Genomic DNA, 26,712 nt, shown 5'->3' with positions numbered 1-26,712 from the left:
GAGGCCGCCGCCCGCGCCGCCCGCGCCCACGGCGGCACGGCCCACCAGCAGGGCGTCGGCTCGACCGAGGCCATCCTCACCGACCCCGACGGAGCGCACTTCACCGTCACCTCCAAGGACGCCGCGTAGCTCATCGGGCCCCGGCCGCCAGCGCGTCCCCCAGCACGGTGCGCTCGTAGAGGACGTACTGCCCCTGTCGGTGTGACACCAGCAGTCCGGCCTCGCGCAGCACCGAGAGGTGGGACGAGACGGACGAGGGAGCCAGACCGTGGCGGTTCGCCAGGGTCGTGGTCGAGGCGGGACCGTCGAGGCCGACGAGAACGGCGGCGCGATGGGGTCCGAGCAGCCGGGCCAGCGCGGCGGGTGCCTCGGCGGGGGTGGCCCCGGTCGGCGGGCCGCTGGTGCCCCGGGCCGGATAGATCACCGTCGGCTGCCAGGGCCGGGCGAAGCCGCTCACCACGTCCGGCCGTACGAAGACACTGGGCATCAGCAGCACACCCCGCCCGTCGGGCCCCTGCGCCTCCTTCAGGTCGGCGTACCTGCGCAGGGTGAGGGTGTCGTCCGCCCACTCGATCTCCGGGTGCAGGTCGCCGAAGAGCGCTTCGAGGCCGCCGTTCGCCAACTGCCGTGAGCGGTAGGCGATATCGGCCTCCAGGAGAGCCTGGTGGCGGGGCCAGTCGGGCGCGAGCAGCGCGCGCCAGGCCCGCTCGGTGAGGTCGGCGAGGCGTCGCACGGTGCCCGCCGGGTCCTCCAACGCCGCCCGCCCGTACGGCGATGCGGCGGCGCCGGGTGTGCAGGCGAGCGAACGCGCCAGCTCCGTACGGGCCATGGCGGGGTCGGTGGCCCGCATCAGGGCCAGCTCCTCGTCGAAGGAGGCGTTCGGCGTCCGCGGCGGCGGTCCCAGGAAGTCCGGGGTGTAACCGCCCTTGCGGGGAATGAACAGCCACAGCTCCGTCAGGTCCAGGGCCGCCACGAGGTCGCGCACGCGGCGCAGCCAGTCCCGGTGGAAGGCGTGCCGGTCCGGGCGCCGCAGCATGCGCAGCGCCTCGTGCGTCTGGCAGAGCGGGGACACCGCGAACCGGCAGCGCGTCAGATCGTCGGTACCGAGGTGCAGGGTCAGCGGCAAAACAGTCTCCGACGGGTCTTCAGCCGAGCTCGCGGGGTCGGAATGAGCGATTCGTCTCCAGCCGAAAGAGTAGTGCGCCGCGCGAGCCCCCCGCACGCTGGCCCGTGGCTGCCTCCGGCCGCCTTCCCCCTTCAACACCCCCTCGCAGAAGGGCTCGTGGATGGCGAGCGTACGTCTCACCGCCTGGCGCAGGGCCGCCGTCGTCGCCGCGCTCATGCTGGCCGCGTTCACCTTCAACACCACGGAGAACCTTCCCGTCGGACTGCTGCCGCTCATCGCGGACGACCTGCGTGTGTCGCTCTCCTCCGTCGGGCTGCTGGTCACCGGATACGGCCTCACCGTGGCCGTGGTCTCGCTGCCCGTCGCGCACGTGACCCGGTCGATCCCGCGCCGCCAGCTGCTGTCGGGCCTGCTGGGACTGCTCGTGGTGGCGAGCTGGATCTCGGCGCTGAGCGGTGTCTCGTACGGCTTCCTGCTCGCGGCACGGATCGCCACCGCGCTGGCCCAGGCGCTGTTCTGGGCGGTGATGGGTCCGGTCGTCGTGGGGTTGTTCCCGCCCGAGCGGCGCGGGCGGGTGGTCGGGCTGCTGTCCGTCGGGGGCTCGCTCGCCATGGTGCTCGGGGTTCCGGCGGGCACCTGGCTGGGCGGGCACAGCGGCTGGCGGGCGCCCTTCATGGTGCTCGGCGCGCTCGGCCTCGGCGCGCTCGTCGCCGTCGCCGTCCTGCTGCCGACCTCGCGCCCGGACGAGGGGCACGCGGCGTACGGGGCGACTCCCGACGTCCGCCGGTTCGCCGTGGTGCTGGCGACCACCGCGCTGTCGGTGACCGGCGCCTTCGCTGGATTCACGTACGTCGTCGCCTTCCTCGACGAGGTGAGCGGTTTCTCCAAGGATTCGGTGAGCGCCGTGCTGTCGGCGTTCGGGGTGGCGGGCTTCGTGGGCGTCTCGGCGGTCGGCCCGCTCCTCGACCGCTTCCCGCGCGCGACCCTGACGGTCCCGGTGGCGACCCAGGCGGTGGCGTTGCTCGGGCTGTACCTGGGCGGCGGGCGCAGCCAGGGGGCGACCGTCGCCCTGCTGATGCTCCTGGGCGCGTCGGTGGGCCCCGTCTTCATGGCCACGCAGAGTCAGGTGCTCCACGTCGCGCCCGGACGCACGGAACTCGCCCTGGCGGCGAACTCGGCCGCCTTCAACGCGGGCGTCGCGGCGGGCGCGCTGGCCGGCGGCGCCCTGCTCCACACCGCCGGGGTGCGCGGGACGTTCCTGGTCGGCGGAGTACTCACGCTCGGCGCCCTGGCCGTCCTGACCTGGCCCGCGACCGGCTGGTCGCGGGCCAGGTCGGACGGTCAGGACAGTGGTTCGGCGGTGGGCACCATCGGCGACTGGTAGCCGCCGCTGGCCAGCATCCGTACCTCCCCCGCCGTGCTGATCTCGGCGCGGAGGATGCCGGTGGGGTCGGAGTACACCGGATTCCCGCCCGGTCCAAGGGCGGCGGTCCGTTCGACGACCACCTCGTCGGTGATGACGCCGACGCCTGATTCCTGATGGGTGAAGATCAACCGGTAGCGGTCCGGAGTGTGCATGACGACCTCCCGTACCCGAGACAAGCCAGAGCTACATATGCGGGCAAAGCGACCCTCCTCCATGATGCGGCCAGATCAGTCCGACAGCAGCACTCGCCGAGCGGCCCGTGCCACGGGGCCCGGACCGGCCCCTGTCACACCACGTGCTGCCCCTCGCCTCAGGGCGCCCGGCAGTGTAGACATAGGCACATGGTCCGGCTCTTGGGTCGATCCCGGGCTCGGTCGACCCCTCGCCCAGGCGGTCCGCGCGCGCGGCGCAGACCCGCGTCGGGACCGCAGTCCGCGCTGGGCGGGCGCAGCGTCGCCGGCCAGGTGTTCGTACTGCAAGTGCTGATCGTGCTGCTGCTGATCGTCTCCGCGGTGGTGGCGCTGGTGCTTCAGGTACGGCACGACAGCACGCAGGAGGCCCGCAACCGTTCGCTGGCCGTCGCCGAGACCTTCGCCAACGCGCCCGGCACCCGTGAGGCGCTGAGCAGCCCCCACCCCACACTCGTGCTGCAGCCACAGGCCGAGGCCGCCCGCGAGCAGTCCCACGTGGACTTCATCGTCGTGATGAACACCGACGGGATCCGCTACACCCACCCCAAACCGGACCGGATCGGAAAGAAGTTCGTCGGGAACACCGCCCCCGTGCTGGCCGGCCAGTCCATCACCGAGGAGATCAACGGGACCATCGGGCCGCTGGTGCAGGCCACGGTTCCCATCGAGGCGCCCGACGGCAAGGTCGTGGGCATGGTGTCGGCCGGTATCACGACCGCCAACGTGGGCGGTGTCGCGGACCGGCAGCTGCCCCTCCTGCTCGGTGCCGCGGCCGCGGCGCTCGCCCTGGCCACCGCGGGTACCGCGCTCGTGAGCCGGCGCCTGCTGCGCCAGACACACGGCCTGGGCCCGTACGAGATGACCCGGATGTACGAGCACCACGACGCGGTGCTGCACGCCGTCCGGGAAGGGGTGATCATCGCCGGCGGCGAGGGACGGCTGCTGCTCGCCAACGACGAGGCGCAGCGCCTGCTCGACCTGCCCGCCGACGCCGAGGGGCGGCATGTCCTGGAACTGGGCCTCGAGGCGGACACCGCCGACCTGCTTGCCTCGGGACGGGTCGCCACGGACGAGGTGCATCTGGTCGGGGACCGGCTGCTGGCCATCAACCAGCGGCCCACGGACCTCCAGGGCGGCCCGCCCGGCAGTGTGGCCACCCTGCGCGACTCGACCGAGCTGCGCGCGCTGTCCGGCCGGGCCGAGGTGGCACGCGAGCGCCTCAAGCTCCTGTACGACATCGGGGTGGGCGTCGGCACCAGTCTGGACGTGTCCCGCACCGCCGAGACGCTGGCGGAAGTGGCCGTTCCGCGGTTCGCGGACTTCGCGACCGTGGACCTGGCGTACGCCGTACTGAACGGGGAGGAGCCGGACGGGGCCACCGAGCTGCGCCGTACCGCGTCCAGCGGCATCCGCAAGGACGCCCCGCTCTACCCGGTCGGCGAGAAGATCCGTTTCATCGCCTCCACTCCCCAGGCCCGGAGCCTGCGCACGGGCGAGGCCGTCGTCGAGCCCGACCTCGAAGGGGCCCCCGGCTGGCTCGCCCAGGACCTGGAACGCACGACGCAGGTGGTGGAGTACGGCATCCACTCGCTGATCACCGTGCCCCTGCGGGTGGGCCCCCTGGTGATGGGCGTCGTCAACTTCTGGCGCTGCCAGAAGCCCGAGCCCTTCGACGAGGAGGAGCTGGTCCTCGCCGAGGAACTGGTCGCCCGTGCCGCCGTCTCCATCGACAACGCACGCCGCTACACGCGCGAGCACACCATGGCCGTGACCCTGCAACGCAGTCTGCTGCCGCGCAACCTGCCCGAGCAGAGCGCCCTGGACGTCGCCTACCGCTATCTCCCGGCGCAGGCGGGAGTGGGCGGGGACTGGTTCGACGTGCTGCCGTTGTCCGGCGCCCGGGTCGCCGTCGTCGTGGGCGATGTCGTCGGCCACGGACTGCACGCGGCGGCCACGATGGGACGCCTGCGCACCGCCGTCCACAACTTCTCCGCCCTGGACCTGCCGCCCGACGAGATCATCGGGCTCCTCGACGAGCTGGTCGGCCGCATCGACCAGGACGAGGCGACGGTGGACAGCAGCGCCGCGATCACCGGCGCCACCTGCCTGTACGCCGTCTACGACCCGGCCTCCCGGCTGTGCACCGTCGCCCGGGCCGGCCATCCGCCCCCGGCGCTGGTCCGTCCGGACGGCAGCGTGGAGTTTCCGGACGTGCCCGCCGGACCTCCGCTGGGACTGGGGGGTCTGCCGTTCGAGACGGCCGAGCTCAAGCTGGAGGAGGGCAGCCGCCTGGTGCTCTACACGGACGGGCTCGTCGAGGACCGGGAACGGGACATCGACGAGGGGCTCGAGCTGCTGCGCGCCGCCCTCACGGGGGTCGACCGGTCACCGGAGGACACCTGTCAGGCGGTCCTGGACGCCCTGCTCCCGGCCCGCCCGAGCGACGACATCGCCCTGATCGTCGCGGGCACCCGCGTGCTCGGCGCCGAGCACATCGCCGAATGGCAGGTGCCTTCCGAACCGGCGGCGGTGGGGGAGGTACGCGCCTCGGTCACCCGGCAGCTGGCGGAGTGGGGCCTCGACGACATGGCGTTCACCACCGAGCTGATCCTCAGCGAACTGGTCACGAACGCCATCCGCTACGGCAGTGGCACCATCCAGGTCCGCGTGCTGCGGGACCGCAGCCTGATCTGCGAGGTCTCCGACAACAGCAGCACCTCACCCCGCCTGCGGTACGCGGCCACCACGGACGAGGGCGGACGCGGCCTGTTCCTCGTCGCCCAGCTCGCCGAACGCTGGGGCACCCGCTACACCCCGGCCGGGAAGGTCATCTGGGCCGAACAACCGCTGCCCTGAACGGCCCGTGGAAGGCCGTACGGTCTCGACCCGGTCCCCCGGCGCGACGAATTCCGTGGTTGCCGGTCCAATGGAGGGTGACGGGATACACCGGTACGACATGTGCCGTCGCGTCCACGGGGCCCTGCGGCGGTGCGATGGAGGTCCGCGATGCCCACTGCTCTCCGCCTGCTGCCCGCCCTCTCCCCCGACCATCGGGAACGGCTGATGTCCCTGGCCCGGGAGGTCTCCTTCCCGGCGGACGGAAAGATCTTCGAGGCAGGGGGAACGGCGGACCGTTTCTGGGTGGTCCGTTCCGGAACGGTCTCCCTGCACCAGCGGGTCGTCGGGGAGCGACGCATCTCCGTGGCGACGCTGGGGCCCGGCGATCTGCTCGGCTGGTCGTGGCTGTTCCCGCCGCACCACTGGGACTTCGGCGCCGAGGCGTTCAGTCCCGTGCGCGCGTACGAGTTCGATGCCGCGGAGGTGCGCACGCTCTGCGACCAGGATCCGGCCCTGGAACTGTCGCTGACCCGGACGATCGCCGCGATCCTCGCGCACCGGCTGGAGACGACCCGGGCGGCCCTGATCGAGCACTACGCGCGCCACGGCGGTGGCGGCGTGCGCTGAGGTGAGCGGCAGGGGGCCGGGCTGCGATAGGAATCTCACGTGAACCAGACTCCTGACCGCAACGAGACGTCCTTCGAGCTCCTGCCCGGGGCCCCCGACTCCCCCGTCATCCTGCACGTCCCGCACTCCTCGCGGCGCATTCCGGCGCCGGTGCGCGCCGGCATCGCGCTCGACGACGCCGCGCTGGAGCGGGAGTTGGACCACATCACGGACGCGCACACCGCGGAGCTGGCCGCGGCCGCGGCGCGGGCGGCCGGCCTCACGCCCTGGCGGTTCGTGAACCGGCTGTCCCGGCTGGTGGTCGATCCCGAACGCTTTCCCGACGAACGGGAGGAGATGCTGTCCGTCGGAATGGGCGCGGTCTACACACGCACGACCCGTCGCACACCGCTGCGGCCCGCTGACGTCGACCCGCGGCCACTGATCGAGCGCTACTTCCACCCGTACGCGGCGGCCATGACCGCGGCGGTGGCCGACCGGCTCGCCGTCGCCGGGCGGGCGGTGATCGTCGACGTCCACTCGTATCCGACGGCCCGGCTGCCGTACGAGCTGCACGGCGACGGTCCGCGACCGCAGGTCTGTCTGGGGACCGACTCCTTTCACACACCGCCCGAGCTGGTCGCGCTCGCGGAGAAGGCGTTCGCGGGCCTGAGCGGTGTCGGGATCGACAGCCCGTTCTCCGGCGCGTACGTCCCGCTGCGCTTCTACGAGAGGGAGCCGCGGGTCACCGCCCTGATGGTGGAGATCCGGCGGGACACGTACATGACCGAACCGGGAGGACCCACGGGCCCGGGGTTCTCACGACTCGCCTCGGCGCTGACGGCTCTCGTCGATGCCATGGTCAGCGGGTGAAGCGATAGCAGGTCTGGCTGAAGGTCTTGCCCCTGCCGAACCCGAACACGGTGTGGGGCGCCACCTCGAAGACCAGGGCGAGGCCCGCGTCCCTGGCTTCCTCCGTCGACGGCGGCGCCGCAGCCGCCGTGGCGGAGTCGAAGGCCCCGTTCCGCACCTCGAAGTGCCACTCCGGGCCGTACTTCGCCTCCCACGCCGCCGCCAGCCCGGCAGCCGCTTCTCGTCGGTGATCCGGACCGCGTCGCCCTCGACCACCAGGTCGGAGCCCTCGCCGTAGGCGTTGGTGCCGGTGGTGAGTACGACGTGCGGGTTGGCGGCGAGGTTGAGCCCCTTGCGCTCCTGCGCGCCGGTCGCGAAGTGGAGCGCTCCGTTCAACCACACCGACATCAGCGGGGTCACGTGGGGTCGGCCGTCCGGACGTACCGTCGACAGCCAGAAGATCTCCGCCTTCTCCAGGCGGGACACGGCCTCGGCCCAGGGAGTGGCGGTGGCCCCGGGGGAGCTGTAGCGCGCGTCCAGATCGGTCTGCGGTTCCTGCGTCTGTGCCCGTGTCGGCATGGCGGAGTCCTCTCGGTCCTCGGTCCTCACCCATGGTTCCCGCGAACCGCTGACTCCGCTCGCGGATCCCCCTAGGCTCCGGATAAGCGATCGCCTGGCCGCGAGCCGCCGCTGGACCGGCATGGGGCTGCTGGAGGAGCCGCTTCCGGTGAAGGCCACGGTAGCGGCGCTGGCGGCTGCCGACGTGGAGATCGGGCTGTCCGCGGCCTGGTACGGGCCGCAGGGGCCCCTCATCGGCAACGACGAGGCCGCCGAGATCGTCGCCCGGTCCGAAGGGCGGCTGCGCGGGGTCGCGGGCATGGACCTGACCAAGCCCGTCGCGGCCGTGCGGGAGCTGCGGCGGGCCGTCCAGGAGCACGGGCCGGCCGATCCCGTGCATCGACCAGGTGGCGCTGGACATCCCGAACTGGTCGACCATCTGCGCGGCCGGAGACGGCGTCTTCCACCTCGGGGATCATTCGTAGATGCTGGGGCCAGGTACACGTTCGACCCCGAGGTGAGGGCAGCCCGCCGATGGCTTTGCAGATCAGCGCCACCAACCCGGAGCACCCCGCGCTCCTGCTCGAACTGCCCTGGCAGCTGCCGCTGGAAGAGTGGCCGGAGCACTACCTGGTCCCGCTGCCGCGCGGCATCTCGCGGCACGTGGTGCGCTACGCGCGCGCCGGCACCGAGGTCGTGGCCGTCAAGGAGCTGGCCGAGCGGCCCGCCCTGCGCGAGTACGAACTGCTGCGCAGCCTGGACCGGCTCTCCATCCCGGCCGTGGACCCGCTCGCGGTGGTGACGGGGCGCACCGACGGCGAGGGCGCTCCGCTGGAGCCCGTCCTGATCACCCGGCACCTGGGCGGCTCGATGCCGTACCGGTCGATGTTCGAGACGACCATGCGGCCCGCCACCATGCACCGCCTGATGGACGCGCTGGCGGTGCTGCTGGTGCGGCTGCATCTGGCGGGGTTCGCGTGGGGCGACTGCTCACTGTCGAACACGCTGTTCCGGCGTGACGCCGGAGCGTACGCGGCGTATCTCGTGGACGCCGAGACCGGGGAGCTGCACCCGCAACTGAGCAGTGGGCAACGGGAGTACGACCTCGATCTCGCCCGCGTCAACATCAGTGGGGAGTTGCTGGACCTGGAGGCGGCCGGGGCCCTGCACCCCTCCGTCGACCCGATCGAGTTCGGCATGGAGATCTGCGCGCGCTATCAGAGCCTGTGGGACGAGCTGACCCGCACGTCCGTCTACCCGGCGGGCAAGCACCACTACATCGACCGCCGGATCCGCCGCCTGAACGACCTCGGTTTCGACGTCGCCGAGATGCAGATAGCCCACTCCTCGAACGGGGACACGGTGACCTTCGTGCCCAAGGTCGTCGACGCGGGCCACCACCAGCGCCAGCTGCTGCGGCTGACCGGGCTCGACGCGGAGGAGAACCAGGCGCGGCGGCTCCTGAACGACCTGGAGAGCTGGATGGCCACCCAGGACGACTACGCGCCCGGCGACCCTCTGACCGCGCGCCCCGAGGTCCTCGCCCACCGCTGGGTGCGGGACGTGTTCCGGCCGACCGTCCGGGCCGTGCCGCTGGACCTGCGCGGCTCCATGGACCCGGCGGAGATCTACCACGAGCTCCTCGAACACCGTTGGTACCTGTCCGAGCAGGCCCAGCACGACATAGGCCTGGACACCGCAGTGGAGGACTACGTCACCAACATCCTCCCCAAGATGCGGGAGTCCCTGCTGCCACCGGCGGATGCCCCCAAAGAGCCCGCGTGAGGCGGTTCCAGAGCGAAGACGAGCGTTCGTACATACGATTGAGCACAACACTGTCCTGCTCGGGGTGGGAGACGTATGGCACAGGCCGCCGCTACAGCGCGGACCGTCATTCTGACCGTGGATGACGATCCCGGGGTGTCGCGCGCCGTGGCACGCGACCTCAGGCGCCGCTACGGCGAGTCGCACCGGATCGTGCGCGCGGAGTCAGGGGAGGCCGCGCTGGACGCGCTCAAGGAGCTGAAGCTGCGCGGCGACCAGGTGGCGGTGATCCTCGCCGACTACCGGATGCCGCAGATGAACGGCATCGAGTTCCTGGAGCAGGCGCTCGACGTGTACCCCGGCGCACGCCGGGTGCTGCTGACCGCGTACGCGGACACGAACGCGGCGATCGACGCGATCAACGTGATCGATCTGGACCACTATCTGCTCAAGCCGTGGGATCCGCCGGAGGAGAAGCTCTACCCGGTCCTCGATGATCTCCTGGACGCCTGGCGGACCAGCGACTACCGGCCCGTGCCGACCTGCAAGGTGGTCGGGCACCGGTGGTCGGCGCGCTCCTCGGACGTACGGGAGTTCCTGGCCCGCAACCAGGTGCCGTACCGCTGGTACTCGTCCGACACGCCGGAGGGACAACGGCTGCTGTCCGCGGCCGGTCAGGACGGGGAGCGGCTGCCGCTGGTGATCACGCCGGACGGTACGCCGCTGGTCGAGCCCGAAGACCCGGATCTCGCGGCGCGGGTCGGTCTGGCCACGACGCCGACGGCGGAGTTCTACGACCTCGTCGTCATCGGCGGCGGTCCGGCCGGACTCGGAGCCGCCGTGTACGGCGCGTCCGAGGGGCTGCGGACCGTGCTCGTGGAGCGGTCGGCGACCGGCGGGCAGGCCGGGCAGAGCTCGCGCATCGAGAACTACCTCGGCTTCCCGGACGGGGTGTCCGGGGGCCAGCTCACCGACCGGGCGCGGCGGCAGGCGGCGAAGTTCGGCGCCGAGATCCTCACCGCGCGGGAGGTGACCGGCCTCGAGGTCACCGGAGCGTCCCGCACCATCCGTTTCTCGGACAGCTCGGCGATCTCCGCGCACGCGGTGATCCTGGCGACCGGTGTCTCGTACCGGCAGTTGCAGGCGCCCGGCCTGGCCGACCTCACCGGATGCGGGGTCTTCTACGGTTCGGCGCTGACCGAGGCGGCCGCCTGCCAGGGCCACGACGTGTACATCGTGGGCGGGGCGAACTCGGCCGGGCAGGCCGCCATGTACCTGTCGCGCGGCGCGAAGTCGGTCACCCTCCTCGTACGGGGAGCGTCGTTGGCCGCCTCGATGTCGCACTATCTGATCCAGCAGATCGAGGAGGCGCCCAACATCACGGTGCGCACCTGCACGGTCGTCGACGCGGCGCACGGCACGGACCATCTGGAGCAGCTCACCCTGCGGGACGTGACGAGCGGGCACACCGAACTCGTCGACGTGCAGTGGATGTTCGTGTTCATCGGCGCGGCCCCGCTCACCGACTGGCTGGAGGGGACGGTGCTGCGGGACGAGCGCGGATTCATCCCGGCGGGCCCCGACATGACCATCGACGGGCAGCCGCCGAAGGGCTGGGAGCTGGACCGGCCGCCGTACCACCTGGAGACCAACATTCCCGGCGTGTTCGTGGCCGGGGACGCGCGTGCCGAGTCCGCGAAGCGGGTCGCTTCCGCGGTCGGAGAGGGAGCCATGGCCGTCATGCTCGTCCACCGTTATCTGGAGCAGTCATGAGCGGGCGGCCGATGCCGTGCGACATGGGGGAACTGAGCACGCTGTTCCTGTTCGAGAAGCTGGACACGGACCAGCTGGGGCGGCTGTGCCGGGAAGGCAGGGTGGAGGAGTTCGACCCCGGTCCCGTCTACACCGAGGGCGAGCCGGCCACCTGCTTCTTCGTGCTCCTCGAAGGCACCCTCGTGATGTCGCGCCGGGTCGGCGGCGACGACGTGGAGACCACCCGCAGCTCCCAGCGCGGGGTGTACGCGGGGGCCACCCAGGCCTATGTGAGCAAGCCGGACCAGGCGCGCTACCGGGGCTCCCTCCGCGTCACCGTGCCCTCCCGGTTCTTCATCCTGCCCGCCGAGACCTTCTCCTCGATCATGCGGGACTGGTTCCCCATGGCCGTACATCTGCTGGAAGGGCTGTTCTACGGCACCCAGAACACCCAGCGGGCCATCGGGCAGCGCGAGCGACTGCTGGCGCTCGGTTCGCTGTCGGCCGGGCTGACGCACGAGCTCAACAATCCGGCCGCGGCGGCGGTCCGGGCCACCTCCGCGCTGCGGGAGCGGGTCGCGAAGATGCGGCAGAAGCTCGGCGTGATCGCCGCGGGCCCCTACCAGCGGGACACTCTGGAAACCCTGGTCGAGATCCAGGAGCGCACCGCCGAGCAGGTCGCCAAGGCGACGCCGCTGAGCCCGCTGGAGGCCTCCGACCGGGAGGACGCGCTCGCCGACTGGCTGGACGACCACGACATCGCGGGCGGTTGGCAGCTCGCGCCGACGTTCGTGCAGGCGGGGCTCGACACGGACTGGCTGGACCAGGTCGCGGCGGCCGTGGACGAGGAGACGCTCCAGGGCGCGGTCCACTGGCTGAACTACACCGTGGAGACCGAGCTCCTCATGAACGAGATCGAGGACTCCACGACCCGTATCACGCATCTCGTGGACGCGGCCAAGCAGTACTCACAGCTCGACCGCGCGCCCTATCAGGTCGTCGACGTCCATGAACTGCTGGGCAGCACGCTGATGATGCTCTCGGGGAAGATCGGCTCCGGTGTCAGGGTCGTCAAGGAGTTCGACCGTACGCTGCCGAAGATCCCCGCGTATCCGAGCGAGTTGAACCAGGTGTGGACGAACCTCATCGACAACGCCGTCTCGGCGATGGACGGTGAGGGGACCCTGACCGTGCGCACCGCGCTCGACCACGACCATCTGCTCGTCGAGTTCCGCGACACCGGTCCCGGGGTACCGCCCGAGATCCGCGACCGCATCTTCGACCCGTTCTTCACCACCAAGCCGGTGGGTGAGGGGACGGGGCTCGGTCTGGACATCTCGTTCCGGATTGTCGCCAACAAGCACCACGGGAGTATTCACGTGCAGTCCGTCCCGGGCGACACCCGTTTCCAGGTGCGCCTTCCCCTGACCGCCGCGGACACCGAAACACCCGAGGAGTCTTCATGAGCCTGCCCGCCGGAATCGACCCGAGTGTCCCGCCGAGCGGTCCGGGGTGCGGGGACTGCGATGCCGTCGGCGGCTGGTGGTTCCACCTGCGCCGCTGTGCGCAGTGCGGCCACATCGGCTGCTGCGACGACTCGCCGGCCAAGCACGCGACCGCGCACGCGCAGAGCACCGGCCATCCCATCATCCGCAGCTTCGAACCCGGCGAGGCCTGGTTCTGGAACTTCGACACGTCCGAGCTGTACGAGTCGGGCCCGGACCTCGCTCCTCCGCTGAGCCACCCCGAGGACCAGCCGACACCGGGTCCGGCGGGACGGGTGCCGGCGAACTGGGCGACCTCGCTGGGCTGACCTGCGTGGCCCGCACCCTCAGCCCCGTGCCTTGAGCGGACGTCAGCGCACGGAGTTGCCGTACATCTCGCCCAAGGGCTCGGCGAGGAGTTCGACGCGGGCGCCGTCGGGGTCGCGGAAGTAGAGCGAAGTGCCGCTCTCCTCCACGTACTCGACCCCGGCGGCGTCGAGCCGTTCGCGCAGTCGCTGCCAGGTGGTGGGGTCGACGGAGATGGCCAGGTGGTGCAGTCCGCCGAGCACCTCGGCGTAGGGACCGAGGCCGAGGCCGGGGAAGTCGAAGAAGGCCAGCAGGTTGCCGTTGCCGACGTCGAAGAAGAAGTGGGTGGAACCCTTGTAGTCGCGGTTCTCGATCACCTCGGTGAGCGGGAACTCCAGGACGCCCTGGTAGAAGCGGACGGTCCGCTCGACGTCCGCGGAGAGCAGCGCCACGTGGTGCACTCCGCGTGCGGAACTCGCCGGCCGGTCCGAGGCCAGATGCGTGTCGCGGATGCGCGTACGCTCCGCCTCGATCGCCGCGAGGTCCAGGGGCTCCAGCGCACTCACGGGGATACTCCGTCCGCCATTCAACTACTTGCCGCCACTTTAGACCTGGCGGCCGCACGTGGGCCACCGGTCGGTGCCTCGTTCTCGGCGCGTTTGGCTCTTTTCACGAGTTACGGCCGACCGGCGTCACTGGTCACTCAGTTGCCCTGACCGTGTCCCGGCTCCTTGGCTGTCGCCCTGGACCTTGCGCTGGAGATCGGCCACGCGATGGAGAGCCGTCTTGAAGGCGGCGTACTCCTGCTTGCCCAGTGCCTTCGCGTGGCGTTCCTCGATCGTGCGCATGATGGAGACGGCGGCCTCCATCTGGAGCAGCCCGCGTTCGGTGGGGCAGATCAGTTTGGCGCGGCGGTCCGCGGGGTCGGGTTCGCGTTCGACGTAGCCCAGGCGTTCAAGGTCGTCGACGAGGGAGCCGATGACCTGCTTGTGCTGTCCGGAGACGCGGGCGAGTTCGCTGGCACGGACACCGTCGGCGCGCAGGTAGGCGAGGACGGCGCCGGCGCGGGGCTGGATGTCGTCGAAGCCCTGCTCGGCGAGCTCGGTGAACAGCTCACGTTGAACGGAGAAGAGGACCTGGGCGGCGAGCACGCCGAGGTCCGGGTCCGCGGTCCGGTGCTCGCTCAACTTCACTCCCGTCTTGGCGCCGGTCGTCCGCCTCTGTGCCGTGTGACCGGCTGCTTGCACTCCAGGGGGCCGGGGTATAGCTTCGAATTGTCACTAAAACTGACTATCAAGTTTAGTGACCAATAAAGCTGTGGCTCAACCCTCAAGGGAGCGGAAAATGAGCGAGCGCAGCAAGTTCTTGGAATCGATCACCCGGGAGAACGTCGCCGTGGTGCTGGTCGACCACCAGGTGGGCCTGCTGTCCGGCGTCCGGGACATCCCGGTCGGCGAGCTGAAGCACAACGTGGTGGCGCTGGCACGGGCGGCGACCGTGTTGGACATCCCGCTGGTCGTCACCACCACCGCGGCCGAGAGCATGTGGGGGCCGACCACCCCCGAGCTGGTCGAGGCGCTGCCGGCCGGACAGAAGATCATCGACCGCAGTACGGTCAACGCCTGGCACGACGACCGGGTCCGTGAGGCCATCGAGGCCACCGGCCGGCAGAAGCTGATCTTCGCCGGGGTGTCGCTTGAGGTGTGCGCGGCACTGCCCGCGATCTCCGCGACGGCCACCGGGTACGACGCGTACGTGGCCGTGGACGCTTCCGGCACCTTCAGCCAGGCCAAGCGGGAGGCCGGACTGCTGCGCATCCAGCAGGCGGGCGTCGTCGTCAGCGACTACGCCACCCTCATGGTCGAGGCCCTGGCCGACAACGCCGCCCCCGAGTCCGGCGCCGTCTACGCCGCCCTCGACATGCCGTTCGCCGTCCTGGTCGGCCAGATCTCGGCGGCTTACCAGGCCTAGGTCCGGCGGGCCCCGGGCGAGGTGAGGCGTGCCATCTCCTCCTCCGAGAGCCGTAGCGTGCCGGCCCCCATGTTCTGCGCGAGATGGTCCGGATCACCGGTGCCCGGGACCGCCAGCACGTGCGGCCCCTGCTGCAAGGTCCAGGCCAGCCGGACCTGCGCGACGGACACACCGTGCGCGCGGGCGACGGCGCGCACCGCCTCGCCGTCACGGGCAGCCGGACCCGCCTCGCGCCCGGAACCGGCGATCGCGAAGAACGCGACGAAGGCGAGACCGAGTTCACCGCAGCGCCGCAGGAGGTCCCGGTTCTCACTCAACTCACCTATCCCGTACGGGTTCTGCACGCACACGACCGGGGCGATGGCCCGGGCCTCGGCCAGTTGCTCGGACGTGACGTTGGAGATACCGAGGTGGCGGATCAGTCCGGCATCGCGCAGTTCGGCCAACGCACCGAAGTGCTCGCCGATCGAGCCGGTCCGCCGACTCGGCGGCACCCGCAGGTTCACCACGTCCAGGTGATCGCGGCCCAGTTGGCGCAGGTTCTCCTCGACCTGGCCACGCAACTGCGCCGGTGTGGCCCACCACCACGCGCCCGAGGGATCGCGGCCCGGCCAGACCTTGGTGGTGATGACCAGATCCTCCGGGTACGGCGCCAGCGCCCGGTTGATCAGCTCGTTGGCGGAGCGCGTCGCCGAGAAGTAGAACGCGGCGGTGTCGATGTGGTTCACGCCGAGCTCGACAGCGCGCCGGAGCACGCCGATCGACCGTTCGCGGTCGCGCGGCACGCCGCGGTCGAAGGGCGCGGTGCCGGTCAGGCGCATCGCGCCGAGCCCGACGCGGTTGACGGTCAGGTCACCGAGTTGCCAAGTACTGGTGGCTGCTGCGGTGTTCGTCCGTGGGCTCATGACAGGGTTCTCCTCTTGCGGGCTGGGAACTCAGAACCGATGGGCGGCGCGGCGCGTCCAGGTCGCTCGGCGGGTGAGCGCCTTCGAAGCGGGTCCACCAATGCCGGGGCAGGCTGGCCCCGGACATGAAGAAAGCCTCCCCGGTGGATTGGAGTCCGCGCCGGGAAGGCTCATGCGATGGCCGGCATCTTAGCAGCGCGGACAGGGCATTCACCAGCAGGTCATCGGCACCCTCCCCCATCTTCCAGAAGGGCGGTGCCGGTCGGCGATGACCGGTCAGGACGCCGCGTTCATCACGTCCAGTGCGCTCTGCTGGCGGGCGGCGTCCGTGGAGTCGATCGGCCCGGCCCAGTGCAGTCCGTACGCGTCGAGGGCATTGCGGTCGTTGGCGTAGGCGGAGTCGGCCTGCCGCGCGAGGTACGAGGTGTAGGGGCGGTCGGACAACTGGGCGTTGAAGGCGCTCAGCCCGCGGACGTAGGCGCCCTTGAAGGTCGGCCCGTCGGCCCCGCAGCCGTTCGTCTCGCACGGCTCGCGCAGGATTCCGCCGGAGTTCAGCGCCGTGGAGGTGGTCGAGGCATCACCGATCTGACGGCCGGTGGTCAGCAGGGTCGAGTCCCCCGTCGCGCGGTACAGGTCGGCCAGTCCGCCGAGGAGTACACCCTGGTTGTACGACCATGCCGTGGACCCGTTGTTGCGGCAGGTCGACAGGTCGATGCCGTCGTTGACGAGATGCGAACTGTTGATCATGCCGGTGCCCTTGAACCACGACCACTCGGCGTTCGCCCGGCCGAGATAGACCGTGTCGCCACCGATCCGGTTGTGCAGGGCGGCGTTCAGCTCCAGGTAGAGGGAGTTGGCGATCGCGTTCTTGTACGTCTTCGCCGTGCTCCACCACACCCCACCGCCGCACGTCGAGTCCCAGTACCGCGCCATGTAGTCCGCGTCGGCGCGGGCGGTGTTCAGATAGCGGCTGTCACCGGACAGGTCGTACGCGGCGACCCAGGCGAGCCCCCACCATCCCGTGTCGTCGATGTACTCGTTTCGGAACTGGCCTCCTTGGGCGCCCAGTTGGCGGTCGTAGGTGTTCGCGACGGCGTACTTGTAGCTGGGCATGCCCGTGACCCGGATGTTGTCGATGATCGCGGTCAGGGCGTTGGCGGAGTTCCACCAGCCGGTGGTGTCGAACAGGCCGGTGGAGTTGTTGTACGACTGCATCAGCGCGGTGGCCGCCGCCGTGGGGCGGCTGTACGCGTTCCACGTGGTACGGGCCCATGCCGTGCAGGCGATCTCGGCCCGGTCCCCCGCCTTGCCGCAGGCCCGCAGCGCGCCGACGCCGTTGTTGTTCCAGTCGTCGACGTTGTACATCAGGGTGCGCCAACCCCGTTGCCCGGTAGGGACGGTGGTGTCGCCGAGCTTGCTGCCCGAGCTCCAGGTGCGGCCGCCGTCGAAGGAGCGGTCGAGCCAGACCTCGTCGGTCGGGCTGCCGTTGGTGATCGAGGCCCAGCCCATCGCGTCGGTGTCGTCGAAGTGCAGGGCGAGAGTGCGGGAGTAGATGGTGGCGGTGACCGGCTGCCGGTCCCCCGGGGACAGGGCCGGGTCGCGGCTGTCGCAGTACTTGTTGCAGATCGTCGCCTCGGAGGCGGCGATCGCGACGCCGGAGGTGACCGGGACGAGGAGGGCCAGGGTCACGATCAGGCCGGTCCCGATTCTGCGGACGCGTCTTGCCGTTGAGGTCATGTCAGCTCCGTGGGCGTGGGGGGTGCGGGCCGTCAGCCCAGACGCCACTGCTGGTTGGCGCCGCCGTTGCAGGTCCACAGCTCGACCTGGGTGCCGTTGACGTTCCCGGCGGGCTTGTCGCCTCCGGTGACATCGAGGCAGAGCCCGGACTGAGTGCCGGTGATGGTGCCGTTCCCGTTGAGGCGCCACTGTTGGTTCGCGCCGCCGTTGCAGGTCCAGAGCTGCACTTTCGTGCCGGAGGTGGTCCCGTTGTCGTAGGCGTCCAGGCACTGGGTGCCGCCGTAGAGCCGCAGTTCACCGGCGGCGGTGAGGGTGACGGCCTGGTTGGAGCCGCCGCCGCAGTCCCAGATCTCGATCTTGGTGCCGGGGGTGGTCTGACCGTCGTACGCGTCGAGGCAGCGGTTGGAGGAGGCTCCGACCAGCGGGTGCGTCGTCCCGACGCTGGTTCCGCTGCCGACGGACACCCGGTACATGACCGAGCCGTGCCCCGGAACGCTGGCCGCGATGCTGCCGCTCGTACTGCTGATCACGTGCGACCAGAGGTTGTTCACCCGGTACGAGGATGCTGCCGGGAGGCCCGCCGCGGAGGCCGAGGTGGTGATCGTGGCCGCGCTCGAGTTCTCGTTGAACAGGACCACCGACACGTCACCGTTGGCGAGGGGTTTGGTCAGGACGTGCAGACCACCCGCCGAGGAGATCTCGGTGCCCTGCTTGCCGAGGGAGTCCTGGTCCACGGCGATGACGTCCTTGTTGCCGTAGAGGGAGAGGGTGGCGGCGGAGGCTTTGCGCAGGTCGGTTCCGGCGATCAGCGGCGCGGCCATCTCGGCCCACAGGCTGAAGTGGGAACGGTCCTCGGTGAACGACATGCCGTTGCCGACTTCGAGCATGTCCGGGTCGTTCCAGGCGCCGGGCTTGGCGTACTGGGCGAGCTGGACGTTGGCCTTGTAGATCGACACCACCGTGGAGAAGTTGACGTTGATGTCGTCGGTGGTGCGCCAGCTGTTGCCGACCCCCGCACCCCAGGTCCACACACCGGCCAGGCCCCAGTTGCAGAGGCTGTAGACGATCGGACGGCCGGTGTTCGCCAGGGCGTCGCGCATGGCGGTGTAACGCTGCTGGTCGGGCACGTTCTGGTGGTTGCAGTTGTCGTACTTCAGGTAGTCGACGCCCCAGGAGGCGAAGCTGTTGGCGTCCGTCTGCTCATGGCCGAGGCTGCCCGGGAATCCCTGACAGGTGGCGGTGCCGGCGCTCTCGTAGATGCCGAGCTTGAGTCCCTTGGAGTGGACGTAGGCGGCGCTACCGCTGATGCCGGCGGGGAACTTGGCGGGGTCGGGTACCAGCTGACCGGCGGAGTTCCGGGCGGAGGTCATCCAGCAGTCGTCGATGTTGACGTACTGGTACCCCGCGTCCTTCAGACCGGAGGAGACGAGATAGTCGGCGGTCTGCTCGACCAGCGTCTCGCTGACATTGCAGCCGAAGGCGTTCCAGTCGTTCCAGCCCATCGGGGGCGTCCGGGCCAGGCCGTTGTCGAGAGCGTGGACGCGCGGGGCCGAGCTCAGCAGGAGCAGGGGCGGTGAGAGCACCAACAGCAGCAGCGCGAGCACTGCTCTCAGCGGTCTCCATGGTCTTGACGGGGCGGTCATGTCTGCGTCTCCTGTATCGCCGTGGGGGCCGGACGGATCCATATGTCCGGAGCTATGGAAACGTAACCATCGTGAAGGTCCCACCAGCCCGAGCAGACGTCAATGGTCCGTACCACACTGGCCGTTGAGAAAGACAGCGGAGAACTACCGTGACTGCGCGGTCCGTTGACGACTCCATGCGACAGTGGCAACGTTTCCATTCGCCGGACGCCCGCACGACCCGTGCGGGCAGCGGCGTCCTGAATGGAGGCGTTTCGATGCGCTTGAATCCCTCTCGCCGGGCGCTGGTCGGCGGCGGCCTTGCGGCAGTGGCCACGTTGACCGCGGCCAACGAAGCGTCCGCCGCAGGAGACTCGGGCGCATCTCAACGCTCGGACCGATCTCGGGCGTTGTCACGCGGCAGCGCCGCCTACGCCGCGCTGGAGACACACCTGGCGAGCAAGGACGGCTCAGGTCTGGTCCGCGAGCAGTATCCGGCGGCCTCCGGAGACAACGCGTACTCGTACGAATGGCCCTTCTCCCAGGTACACATCGCGGCCCTCGACCTCGCGGCGGTCGATGCCCGGTACGCGGCGGAGGTGGCCGAGCGGGCGAAGGCGCAGGAGCACTACTGGAACGCCGGCGGCGGCACCACCGAACTGGCCGGGTACGACTCCTACCCTCGCGCGCCCTACGGCTCGGGCGGCGACATGTTCTACGACGACAACGAATGGGTGGGCCTGGCGAAAGTCCAACTCCACCTGCAGACAGGGGACTCGGCCGCGCTGGTCCGGGCCAAGGAGATCTTCGACCTCGTCAGGTCGGGCTGGGACACCGACTCCACGCACGCCGCTCCCGGCGGCGTCTTCTGGACCCAGGCGAACTGGAGCCAGGACCGCAACACCGTCTCGAACATGCCGGGCGCCCAACTCGCCCTCCGTCTGCACCAGATCACCGGTGAAGACGGCTACCTGGACTGGGCAAGACGGTTCTACGACTGGACGAACACGTATCTGCAGAGTCCCGGCGGTCTGTACTGGGATCATCTCGACCTGAAGGGGACGGTCGAGAAGACCATCTGGTCGTACAACCAGGGAGTGCCGGTCGGCGTCAACGTCCTCCTCTACAAGGCGACCCACGATCGCACGTATCTGCGCCGCGCCGAGCGGATCGCCCGGGCGGCCTACGCCTACTACGTCACGCAGGGACGGCTGTTCACCCAGCCGGTGTACTTCAACTCGATCTTCTTCAAGAACCTGCTGCTCCTGGAGTCGGTGACCGGGGACGGCAAGTACCACCAGGCGATGGCTGACTACGCGGACGAACTCTGGTCCACGATGCGCGATCCCGGCACGGGTCTTGTGCACTTCGACTCGTCCGGCGGCACCGAGGCGATCCAGCAGGCGGCCTTCGCGCAGCTCTACGCCGTGCTCGCATGGCCGCGCGAGCTGTGGCCGACGCTGTACTGAGCGTCTATCGGGCGGCCGTCTCCCCCGTGCCACGGGCGATCAACTGCGCCGGCAGCACGGTCCGGTGGAAGGGGGCGTCCTCGCCGTTGATGCGGTCGATCAGCAGATGGGCGGCGCGGCGGCCGAGTTCCTCGAGGTCCGAGGTCACCACCGTGACCGGGGTGGGGAGCATATCGGCGAGCTTGAAGTCGTCGAAGCCCACGACGGCGACACGGGCGTGCAGCTGCTGGCTCGCCCGCAGGACGCCCTCGGTGAGGAAGCCCGTCGTCGAGAAGATCGCCGTCGGCGGGTGCGGCGAGGTGAGCAGGGCGTGCGTGGCGGCCGTGGCCTCCTCTGTGGTGCCGCGCCGCAGGGTGACCACCAGCGCTTCGTCGGCGTCGATGCCGCTCTGCCGCAGGGCCTTGCGGTATCCGCGCAGCCGGCGACCGGTGGTGTAGTACGAGGGGGCGACGAGGATCGCGATCCGGCGGTGGCCGTGGTCGATGAGGTGCTGCGTCGCCATGCGTCCCCCGCCCTCGTTGTCGACGAGGACGACATCGGCCTCGGCTCCGGTGGCGGGCCGGTCCACGAAGACGATGGGCACCTGGTCGTGACCGTTGACCTCCTGCAGAAAGGCGTGATCGCCCTGGTCGGGCACGATGATGAGTCCAGCCACTCGTCGCCCGATCAGCTCGCCCACGGCACGGCGTTCGACCTTCGGGTCCTCGTCGGCGGTGCTGAGGAGAACGGCATATCCGGCTTGGGCCGCCACCTCGACGGCCGCCTTCGCCAAGGACGCGTAGAAAGGGTTGGTCAGGTCGCCGAGCAGCAGACCGATGGTCATCGAGTTCTGCCCGGGGCGCAGGGAACGCGCGATCTCGTTGCGCTGGTACCCGATCTCGCTGATCGCCGCGTTCACACGGTCGGCCGTCTCCTCGCGGACCGTCCCGATGCCGTTGACGACGCGGGACACGGTGACAAGGGCGACTCCGGCCCGCTCTGCGACATCGCGCATGGTCGGCCTGGTGTTCTGACGCTGCGGGAGACGACTGCTCACGTGGGGCGGAGACCAACTTTCGTTACGTGTCGCGGCCACCTGAGAGGGTGCCGCGCGGGCCTGACCGGACGAACGCCCTCAGGATACGTTTCCGGTCTCGTCGTACGCCCCGGTCGGCGGGCAGCTTGCCCGCCGACCGCGAGCGAGGAGAACCGGAGCCGGACACCTAACTGCTGCTCTTGATCAGTTCGTTGATCTTGTCGGCCATGGTCTGCAGATCGGACAGCGGCTTCTTGCCCTGGAGGATGTCGGGCCAGTACGCCGTGACCAGGTCGCTGGCCTGGCTGGCCCACTGGGTGGTGAAGCGCACGCCGGTGGTGGACGAGGCCTTCAGATCCGTCTTGACGGTGGAGGCGACGGTCGTCTGCCCCGCCTTGTCGAGGGCGTTGAAGTAGGAGTCCTGAGCACCGGTGTAGGCCGGCACCGCCACGGGCGAGTCGGGGAGCACCTTGGTCCACACGGTTGAGTCGAGGTACTTGAGGACCTTGAAGGTGGCGTCCGCGTTCTTGGTGTACGAGGGGGTGCAGATGCCCACGGCGTCGTACAGCGTGGCCGGCTTGTCGACCCGGGGCAGGGGCGCGAACCCGTACTTGATCTTCGGCTTGTCCGTGAGGAAGCCGGCGGCCAGCCACTGGCCGCTCCAGAGCATGGGGATCTCCCCGGCAGAGAACAGCGACTGCTGGTTGGAGATGTCGTAACCAGGAGGCGCTACGGCGCCGCTCTTGATCCCTGCCACCAGCTTGCTGACGCCTTCGGTGTAGGTGGCGTCGACGGTGACCTTGGTGGGGTGGTGGACATCGTCGGTGAAGGGCGCGCCGCCTGCGGACTGGGAGTAGAGGCTGAGGCTGAAGGGGGCGTCGAGGGCGGTCATGGCGTCGGCGACCAGGCCGTACTTGGCGCCCTTCTCGTGCAGCTTGGCGGCGGCCTCGTACATCTGGTCCCAGCTCCAGCCGGCCGCGGGTACCTGAATGCCGGCTGCCTTGAAGGCGTCGATGTCGTACCAGATGCCATAGGTGTTCATCAGCGAGGGGACGCCGCCGATCCTGCCGTCGGCGGTCTTCCAGTTCTTCATGGCTGTGGAGTCGAAACTGCCGGTGCTGAAGTCGCCGGAACCGGAGAGTTTCGAGGACCAGTCGGTGAGCAGTCCCTGTCCGGTGTACTGCTGCTCGGTGTCGTTGCCGCACCAGAACAGGTCGGGGAGCTTCTTGGCCTGGGTCAGCGCCGAGAGCTTGTCGCTGTAGTTGCCGTTGGGAGTGTCGATGCGTTTGACCGTGATGCCGGGGTCCTGGAAACCGGCCAGGGCCTGGTCGATGAGCTTGTTGGTCGCGTTCGACTCCCAGGTCATCACGGTGACCGTGGTCTTCCCGCCCGACTCCTGACCCGAGGAGCCGCCGCAGGCGGAGGTGGCCAGCAGTCCGCCTGCCGCCAGCAGCGCTCCGGCGGCGTGGAGTGTTCGTTTCAACGTGGCCTCCTGGTACGTGGAATGGGGTCGGCCGACCTGATGCGGTCAGCGTTGGTTGACGGTGCCCAGGGCGCTCAGGCCTTGGATGAAGTAGCGCTGGGCCACGAAGAACACGGCCAGTGGGGGCAGCATGTAGAGCAGGTTGGTGGCCATGAAGAGGTTCCAGTCCGGGGTCTGGCCGGCGAACTGGGAGACGAAGGAGGCCATGCCGACACTCAGCGGCCACTTCTCCGACGAGTACAGATAGATCAGTGGGTTGAGATAGTCGTTCCACGACATCTGGAAGGCCAGGATGGACATGGTGATCCAGGCCGGTCGCGTCATGGGCAGCATGATGCTCACGAAGATCCGGAAGTGTCCCGCGCCGTCGACCTTGGCGGCCTCGTCGATGGAGTGGGGTATCGACAGGAAGTACTGGCGGGCGAGGAAGATGAACAGCGGATTACCGCCCAGCCAGGCTGGCACGATCAGCGGCAGCCAGGTGTCGTACCAGCCAATGTCCTTGAACAGCTGGAACAGCGGGATGATGCCGACCACCGGTGGCAGGAGCATGCTGCCGACGAAGACGTAGAAGAGGATCTTCCGGCCGGGAAAGCGGAGCCGGGCCAGGGCGTATCCGGCCAGCATCGATGTCATCACCCCGCCGATCACCGAAAGACTGGTGATGACAAGGGAGTTGAGCAGCAGCCGCGGGAAGTGGATCGCTTTCGGCCCGTCGATGAAGTTCTTGAAATGGAACTCGTGGGGCAGCAGTTTCGGCGGCACTTCGAAGACGGCCGAAGGGCCTTTGAGTGCGACGGTGAGCATCCACAGGATGGGCAGGATCATCACGGAGCTGATGAGCAGCGCGACGGCGTACCAGGACGCGGTACGTGCTGCCCTGCTGCGCGGTCGGTCCGCGCCTGCGCTGTCGGACGCCTGCGGAGCGGTCGGCGGCGATGTCTTCATGACGTCAGGAGAGGTGGTCACTGTAGGTCCAAATCGAGGAGAAGCGAGCGGTGGCGGCGATCAGGACGACGATGACGAGGAAGAGCACCCACACCTGGGCGGAGGCGTAGCCGAGCTGGGCGACCCGGCCGAGCGAGGGGAAGCCGTTGGTGTAGATCGACAGCATCAGCGCCCTGGTGCTGAATCCCGGGCCTCCCATACCGTCCGGTGAGAGGATCTTCGGCTGGTTGAAGGCCTGGAGAGCGGTCACCATCTGCAGTACGACCTGCAGCACCATGATCGGGCTGATCAGCGGCAGGGTGATCCGGAAGAACACCGTCCTGGGTCCGGCGCCGTCGAGCCTGGCCGCCTCGTACAGCTCGGTCGGCACCGCCTGGAGCGCGGCGAGGAAGATGACCATGGTCGAGCCGACGCTCCACAGCATGACGATCACGATCGAGGGCATCGCCGAGTCCGAACCGGACAGCCACTCACTCGTCGGAAGGTGAAGCCACGTCAGCACCTGGTTGGCCAGGCCGACTTGGGGGTTGAAGACGAACTTCCACAGCGTGATCGTGGCGACCACCGGCAGTACGACGGGTAGGTAGCACAACGTGCGCAGCAGGCTGACCCCCCGCATCCGCTGGTTGCAGAAGACCGCCAGGGCCAGCCCGATGGCCAGTGACAGCGGTACGTACAGGACGACCAGCAGCAGGGTGGCGCGTACCGAGGGCCAGAACGACGGATCGGTGGTGAACATCCTTCGGAAGTTGTCGAAGCCGACGAACTTCGGGTCCGACAGGCCGTTGTACTGCGTCAGCGCGAAATACGCCGACCGGATCAGCGGGTAGACGACGAACACCGTGAATCCGATGAGGGCCGGCGCCAGGAACACGTACGCGGCCCGGGCGTCCGATCCGAGCTTCCTCCCCCGCCGGATCGGGACCCGGCGGAGCCGCCGCCCGGGCCGCCGCGTCACCGGTGGCGGAGAGGTCTGCACCTCTCGGTGCGGAGTGGCTGTCACACGCGCTCACCTTCTCCCTCCGAGGAGTTGGCGATGGCTCAGTCCTGGGCGCGCTCGCCGGTCTGGTGGCCGCCAGCTCCCTCAAGGTAACGTTTCCATTCCCCGTTGATCACACCGTGGCGTAGGTCACAGGAGGAGTCAAGAGGCGTGATGGTAACGTTTCCCATTCCCAAATCGCCTGAGCCATGGGGCGTTCCGGAGTCCCTGAGCACGCTGGGACGAAAGCTCGCCGGCGAACTCCGGGGCGGTCCGGCCGCGGACATCGTAGAGAGCTGCCTGGCCAACACCTGGGCCACGTCGATGAGTTGGGGTTCCCCCCACGAGCCGTCCGACAGCGGGGAACGGATGGTGTCTCCCCGGACGGAGGTCTTCGTCAGGACCGGCGACATACCGGCGATGTGGTTGCGTGACAGCACCGCCCAGATGCGTCCCTACCTGGCCCTGGCCGCGGATCCCCAGATCGGCGAGGTCCTGGTCGGCGTATCGCGACGTCAGATCCGCTGCGTCCTGCTGGACCCGTACGCGAATGCCTTCAACGACGGTCCCATCGACGCGCACGGCGAACCCGCCGACCGCCCTGCGCCGGGAAGCTGGGTCTGGGAGCGCAAGTACGAACTCGACTCGCTGTGCGCGCCACTGCAGTTGGCCTACGCGATCTGGCGGGCGACCGGTCGCGTGGACCACCTCGACGACGGCTTTCGCCGCGCCGCGTGGACGATCGTACGAACCTGGCGTGTTGAGCAGGCGCACGAGCGGTCGCCGTATCGATTCGTCCGGCCCTCCGGCCCCTTCTCGGCGGACACCCTGCCGCTCGGCGGCCGCGGCGCGCCGGTGGCGTGGACCGGTATGACGTGGTCGGGCTTTCGGCCGAGCGACGACCGCTGCGCGTACGGCTATCTCGTGCCGGCCAACGCCTTGGCCTCGACCTGCCTGCACGGCCTGGCCGCACTGGCCGAGTCCGTCCTCCACGACACGGAGCTCACCCGAACGTCCTTGGCGCTGGCGGACGAGATCGATGCGGGAATCCTGGCCACCGCGGTGGTGGAGGCGGACGGCGCGTCCGTGCTGGCGTACGAGGTGGACGGCCGGGGCCATGTCCTGCTGGGCGACGACGCCAACCTCCCCAGCCTGCTGAGCCTCCCCCTCAGCGGCTGGTGCGCCCAGGACGACTCGCTGTATCTGTCCACTCGGCGGCTGGTGCTGTCCGAAGCGAACTCCTCCTACTTCCGTGGCAGGTTCGCGTCCGGGGTGGGCAGTGCGCACACCCCGGACGAGCACGTCTGGCCGCTGGCGATCGCCGTCGCCGGGCTGACCGGCGACGAGAACGACGCGGCGCGGGCTCTGGACACACTGGCGGCCACCACCGCGGGCACCGGGCTGATGCACGAGAGTTTCCATGTCGACGACCCCGCCCGGTTCACCCGGGACTGGTTCGGCTGGGCCAACGCCATGTTCTGTGAACTCGCCCTCGACCTGTGCGGGCGCGGCGTGCGCCACCTCTTCCCCAGGCACCCGCGCATACCGCCTGCCACCTCGGGCGTCACCTGAGAAACGCCCGGCGCGGCCCGTCGGTTCGCGTCCCTGCCTCGGTGCGAGGCGACGAGGGCGAGACACGGCGGAGATCGTGCGCCGTGGCCGTACTGACGTGCCCCAACA

22 protein-coding genes and 1 pseudogene are annotated in these 26,712 nt (G+C 69.6%); 11 read left to right on the top strand and 12 right to left on the bottom strand.

Going from position 1 to position 26,712, the window contains the following annotated elements:
- Positions 1 to 130: 130 nt before the first annotated feature.
- Positions 131 to 1,126, bottom strand: coding sequence for a DUF5937 family protein (locus ACIQTP_RS40590; protein WP_403409560.1), 996 nt, complete (start codon positions 1,124 to 1,126; stop codon positions 131 to 133).
- Positions 1,127 to 1,286: 160 nt separating this feature from the next.
- Between ACIQTP_RS40590 and ACIQTP_RS40585 the strand changes: the two genes are divergently transcribed.
- Positions 1,287 to 2,510: an MFS transporter gene (locus ACIQTP_RS40585; protein WP_403409557.1), complete on the top strand. Its 1,224-nt coding sequence runs from the start codon at positions 1,287 to 1,289 to the stop codon at positions 2,508 to 2,510.
- Here the strand turns inward: ACIQTP_RS40585 and ACIQTP_RS40580 are convergent.
- Complete coding sequence (locus ACIQTP_RS40580; RefSeq protein WP_402032541.1) at positions 2,468 to 2,704, bottom strand: DUF6296 family protein; 237 nt, start codon at positions 2,702 to 2,704, stop codon at positions 2,468 to 2,470. The genes ACIQTP_RS40585 and ACIQTP_RS40580 overlap by 43 nt on opposite strands.
- Positions 2,705 to 2,893: 189 nt before the next feature.
- Here ACIQTP_RS40580 and ACIQTP_RS40575 point away from each other — a divergent pair, with 189 nt between their 5' ends.
- The 3 genes from ACIQTP_RS40575 to ACIQTP_RS40565 all read left to right on the top strand — a co-directional run bounded on the left by ACIQTP_RS40575 (position 2,894) and on the right by ACIQTP_RS40565 (position 7,060).
- A complete protein-coding gene (locus ACIQTP_RS40575; protein WP_403409554.1) occupies positions 2,894 to 5,599 on the top strand; it encodes a SpoIIE family protein phosphatase in 2,706 nt (901 codons plus the stop codon).
- Between the two features lie 150 nt (positions 5,600 to 5,749).
- Positions 5,750 to 6,208 carry a cyclic nucleotide-binding domain-containing protein gene (locus ACIQTP_RS40570; protein ID WP_403409551.1) on the top strand — a complete coding sequence of 153 codons (459 nt, stop codon included), beginning with the start codon at positions 5,750 to 5,752 and terminating at the stop codon, positions 6,206 to 6,208.
- Positions 6,209 to 6,247: 39 nt separating this feature from the next.
- Positions 6,248 to 7,060, top strand: coding sequence for an N-formylglutamate amidohydrolase (locus ACIQTP_RS40565; protein ID WP_403409548.1), 813 nt, complete (start codon positions 6,248 to 6,250; stop codon positions 7,058 to 7,060).
- Here ACIQTP_RS40565 and ACIQTP_RS40560 read toward each other — a convergent pair.
- Positions 7,050 to 7,618 (bottom strand): annotated as a pseudogene (locus ACIQTP_RS40560) (pyridoxamine 5'-phosphate oxidase family protein). The gene ACIQTP_RS40565 and the pseudogene ACIQTP_RS40560 sit on opposite strands and share 11 nt — an antisense overlap.
- Positions 7,619 to 8,131: 513 nt before the next feature.
- Here ACIQTP_RS40560 and ACIQTP_RS40555 point away from each other — a divergent pair.
- From ACIQTP_RS40555 to ACIQTP_RS40540, 4 genes are all read left to right on the top strand, one after another.
- Complete coding sequence (locus ACIQTP_RS40555; protein ID WP_403409545.1) at positions 8,132 to 9,382, top strand: DUF4032 domain-containing protein; 1,251 nt, start codon at positions 8,132 to 8,134, stop codon at positions 9,380 to 9,382.
- 75 nt (positions 9,383 to 9,457) lie between these two features.
- On the top strand, positions 9,458 to 11,134 hold the full coding sequence (locus ACIQTP_RS40550; protein WP_403409542.1) for an FAD-dependent oxidoreductase: 1,677 nt from the start codon (positions 9,458 to 9,460) through the stop codon (positions 11,132 to 11,134).
- Positions 11,131 to 12,579, top strand: coding sequence for an ATP-binding protein (locus ACIQTP_RS40545; protein ID WP_403409539.1), 1,449 nt, complete (start codon positions 11,131 to 11,133; stop codon positions 12,577 to 12,579). Before ACIQTP_RS40550 ends, ACIQTP_RS40545 begins: the two co-directional genes overlap by 4 nt.
- Positions 12,576 to 12,926: a UBP-type zinc finger domain-containing protein gene (locus tag ACIQTP_RS40540; protein ID WP_403409536.1), complete on the top strand. Its 351-nt coding sequence runs from the start codon at positions 12,576 to 12,578 to the stop codon at positions 12,924 to 12,926. Before ACIQTP_RS40545 ends, ACIQTP_RS40540 begins: the two co-directional genes overlap by 4 nt.
- A 42-nt stretch (positions 12,927 to 12,968) precedes the next feature.
- On the opposite strand, the gene ACIQTP_RS40535 is transcribed toward ACIQTP_RS40540, so the two are convergent.
- Both ACIQTP_RS40535 and ACIQTP_RS40530 read right to left on the bottom strand, forming a co-directional pair.
- Positions 12,969 to 13,469 carry a VOC family protein gene (locus ACIQTP_RS40535; protein ID WP_403409533.1) on the bottom strand — a complete coding sequence of 167 codons (501 nt, stop codon included), beginning with the start codon at positions 13,467 to 13,469 and terminating at the stop codon, positions 12,969 to 12,971.
- A 126-nt stretch (positions 13,470 to 13,595) separates the two neighbouring features.
- A complete protein-coding gene (locus ACIQTP_RS40530) occupies positions 13,596 to 14,090 on the bottom strand; it encodes a MarR family winged helix-turn-helix transcriptional regulator (protein ID WP_403409530.1) in 495 nt (164 codons plus the stop codon).
- Between the two features lie 157 nt (positions 14,091 to 14,247).
- Here ACIQTP_RS40530 and ACIQTP_RS40525 point away from each other — a divergent pair, with 157 nt between their 5' ends.
- Positions 14,248 to 14,874: an isochorismatase family protein gene (locus ACIQTP_RS40525; RefSeq protein ID WP_403409527.1), complete on the top strand. Its 627-nt coding sequence runs from the start codon at positions 14,248 to 14,250 to the stop codon at positions 14,872 to 14,874.
- Here ACIQTP_RS40525 and ACIQTP_RS40520 read toward each other — a convergent pair.
- From ACIQTP_RS40520 to ACIQTP_RS40510, 3 genes are all read right to left on the bottom strand, one after another.
- Positions 14,871 to 15,779 carry an aldo/keto reductase gene (locus ACIQTP_RS40520; protein WP_403409524.1) on the bottom strand — a complete coding sequence of 303 codons (909 nt, stop codon included), beginning with the start codon at positions 15,777 to 15,779 and terminating at the stop codon, positions 14,871 to 14,873. The two genes, ACIQTP_RS40525 and ACIQTP_RS40520, sit on opposite strands and share 4 nt — an antisense overlap.
- A 276-nt stretch (positions 15,780 to 16,055) precedes the next feature.
- Entirely contained in the window at positions 16,056 to 17,516 is a 1,461-nt protein-coding gene (locus ACIQTP_RS40515; RefSeq protein ID WP_403409521.1) for a glycoside hydrolase family 76 protein, read from the bottom strand.
- Between the two features lie 32 nt (positions 17,517 to 17,548).
- A complete protein-coding gene (locus ACIQTP_RS40510; protein ID WP_403409518.1) occupies positions 17,549 to 19,159 on the bottom strand; it encodes a glycoside hydrolase family 27 protein in 1,611 nt (536 codons plus the stop codon).
- Positions 19,160 to 19,416: 257 nt separating this feature from the next.
- Between ACIQTP_RS40510 and ACIQTP_RS40505 the strand changes: the two genes are divergently transcribed.
- Positions 19,417 to 20,607: a glycoside hydrolase family 76 protein gene (locus ACIQTP_RS40505; protein WP_403409515.1), complete on the top strand. Its 1,191-nt coding sequence runs from the start codon at positions 19,417 to 19,419 to the stop codon at positions 20,605 to 20,607.
- A 4-nt stretch (positions 20,608 to 20,611) separates the two neighbouring features.
- On the opposite strand, the gene ACIQTP_RS40500 is transcribed toward ACIQTP_RS40505, so the two are convergent.
- From ACIQTP_RS40500 to ACIQTP_RS40485, 4 genes are all read right to left on the bottom strand, one after another.
- Positions 20,612 to 21,601: a LacI family DNA-binding transcriptional regulator gene (locus tag ACIQTP_RS40500; protein ID WP_403409512.1), complete on the bottom strand. Its 990-nt coding sequence runs from the start codon at positions 21,599 to 21,601 to the stop codon at positions 20,612 to 20,614.
- A gap of 208 nt (positions 21,602 to 21,809) precedes the next feature.
- Positions 21,810 to 23,105: an extracellular solute-binding protein gene (locus tag ACIQTP_RS40495; RefSeq protein WP_403409509.1), complete on the bottom strand. Its 1,296-nt coding sequence runs from the start codon at positions 23,103 to 23,105 to the stop codon at positions 21,810 to 21,812.
- A gap of 45 nt (positions 23,106 to 23,150) precedes the next feature.
- Positions 23,151 to 24,053: a carbohydrate ABC transporter permease gene (locus tag ACIQTP_RS40490; RefSeq protein WP_403409506.1), complete on the bottom strand. Its 903-nt coding sequence runs from the start codon at positions 24,051 to 24,053 to the stop codon at positions 23,151 to 23,153.
- Between the two features lie 4 nt (positions 24,054 to 24,057).
- Entirely contained in the window at positions 24,058 to 25,056 is a 999-nt protein-coding gene (locus ACIQTP_RS40485; RefSeq protein WP_403409503.1) for a carbohydrate ABC transporter permease, read from the bottom strand.
- Positions 25,057 to 25,206: 150 nt separating this feature from the next.
- On the opposite strand from ACIQTP_RS40485, the gene ACIQTP_RS40480 reads away from it, so the two are divergent.
- Positions 25,207 to 26,604, top strand: coding sequence for a glycoside hydrolase family 125 protein (locus ACIQTP_RS40480; protein WP_403409569.1), 1,398 nt, complete (start codon positions 25,207 to 25,209; stop codon positions 26,602 to 26,604).
- Positions 26,605 to 26,712 lie beyond the last annotated feature (108 nt).

The organism is Streptomyces sp. NPDC090798 (assembly GCF_044768965.1).
Lineage (GTDB): Bacteria > Actinomycetota > Actinomycetes > Streptomycetales > Streptomycetaceae > Streptomyces.
Note: the sequence above shows the minus strand (reverse complement) of the source record. Positions and strands in the feature narration are given on the sequence as shown.

Bases quoted from the DNA above. Each gene is read 5' to 3' on its own strand.
- ACIQTP_RS40580 (WP_402032541.1), bottom strand. From the start codon at position 2,704: ATGCACACTCCGGACCGCTACCGGTTGATCTTCACCCATCAGGAATCA.
- ACIQTP_RS40555 (WP_403409545.1), top strand. From the start codon at position 8,132: ATGGCTTTGCAGATCAGCGCCACCAACCCGGAGCACCCCGCGCTCCTG.
- ACIQTP_RS40540 (WP_403409536.1), top strand. From the start codon at position 12,576: ATGAGCCTGCCCGCCGGAATCGACCCGAGTGTCCCGCCGAGCGGTCCG.
- ACIQTP_RS40525 (WP_403409527.1), top strand. From the start codon at position 14,248: ATGAGCGAGCGCAGCAAGTTCTTGGAATCGATCACCCGGGAGAACGTC.
- ACIQTP_RS40520 (WP_403409524.1), bottom strand. From the start codon at position 15,779: ATGAGCCCACGGACGAACACCGCAGCAGCCACCAGTACTTGGCAACTC.
- ACIQTP_RS40515 (WP_403409521.1), bottom strand. From the start codon at position 17,516: ATGACCTCAACGGCAAGACGCGTCCGCAGAATCGGGACCGGCCTGATC.
- ACIQTP_RS40550 (WP_403409542.1), top strand. From the start codon at position 9,458: ATGGCACAGGCCGCCGCTACAGCGCGGACCGTCATTCTGACCGTGGAT.
- ACIQTP_RS40490 (WP_403409506.1), bottom strand. From the start codon at position 24,053: ATGAAGACATCGCCGCCGACCGCTCCGCAGGCGTCCGACAGCGCAGGC.
- ACIQTP_RS40510 (WP_403409518.1), bottom strand. From the start codon at position 19,159: ATGACCGCCCCGTCAAGACCATGGAGACCGCTGAGAGCAGTGCTCGCG.
- ACIQTP_RS40500 (WP_403409512.1), bottom strand. From the start codon at position 21,601: ATGCGCGATGTCGCAGAGCGGGCCGGAGTCGCCCTTGTCACCGTGTCC.
- ACIQTP_RS40585 (WP_403409557.1), top strand. From the start codon at position 1,287: ATGGCGAGCGTACGTCTCACCGCCTGGCGCAGGGCCGCCGTCGTCGCC.
- ACIQTP_RS40575 (WP_403409554.1), top strand. From the start codon at position 2,894: ATGGTCCGGCTCTTGGGTCGATCCCGGGCTCGGTCGACCCCTCGCCCA.
- ACIQTP_RS40570 (WP_403409551.1), top strand. From the start codon at position 5,750: ATGCCCACTGCTCTCCGCCTGCTGCCCGCCCTCTCCCCCGACCATCGG.
- ACIQTP_RS40505 (WP_403409515.1), top strand. From the start codon at position 19,417: ATGCGCTTGAATCCCTCTCGCCGGGCGCTGGTCGGCGGCGGCCTTGCG.
- ACIQTP_RS40480 (WP_403409569.1), top strand. From the start codon at position 25,207: ATGGTAACGTTTCCCATTCCCAAATCGCCTGAGCCATGGGGCGTTCCG.
- ACIQTP_RS40545 (WP_403409539.1), top strand. From the start codon at position 11,131: ATGAGCGGGCGGCCGATGCCGTGCGACATGGGGGAACTGAGCACGCTG.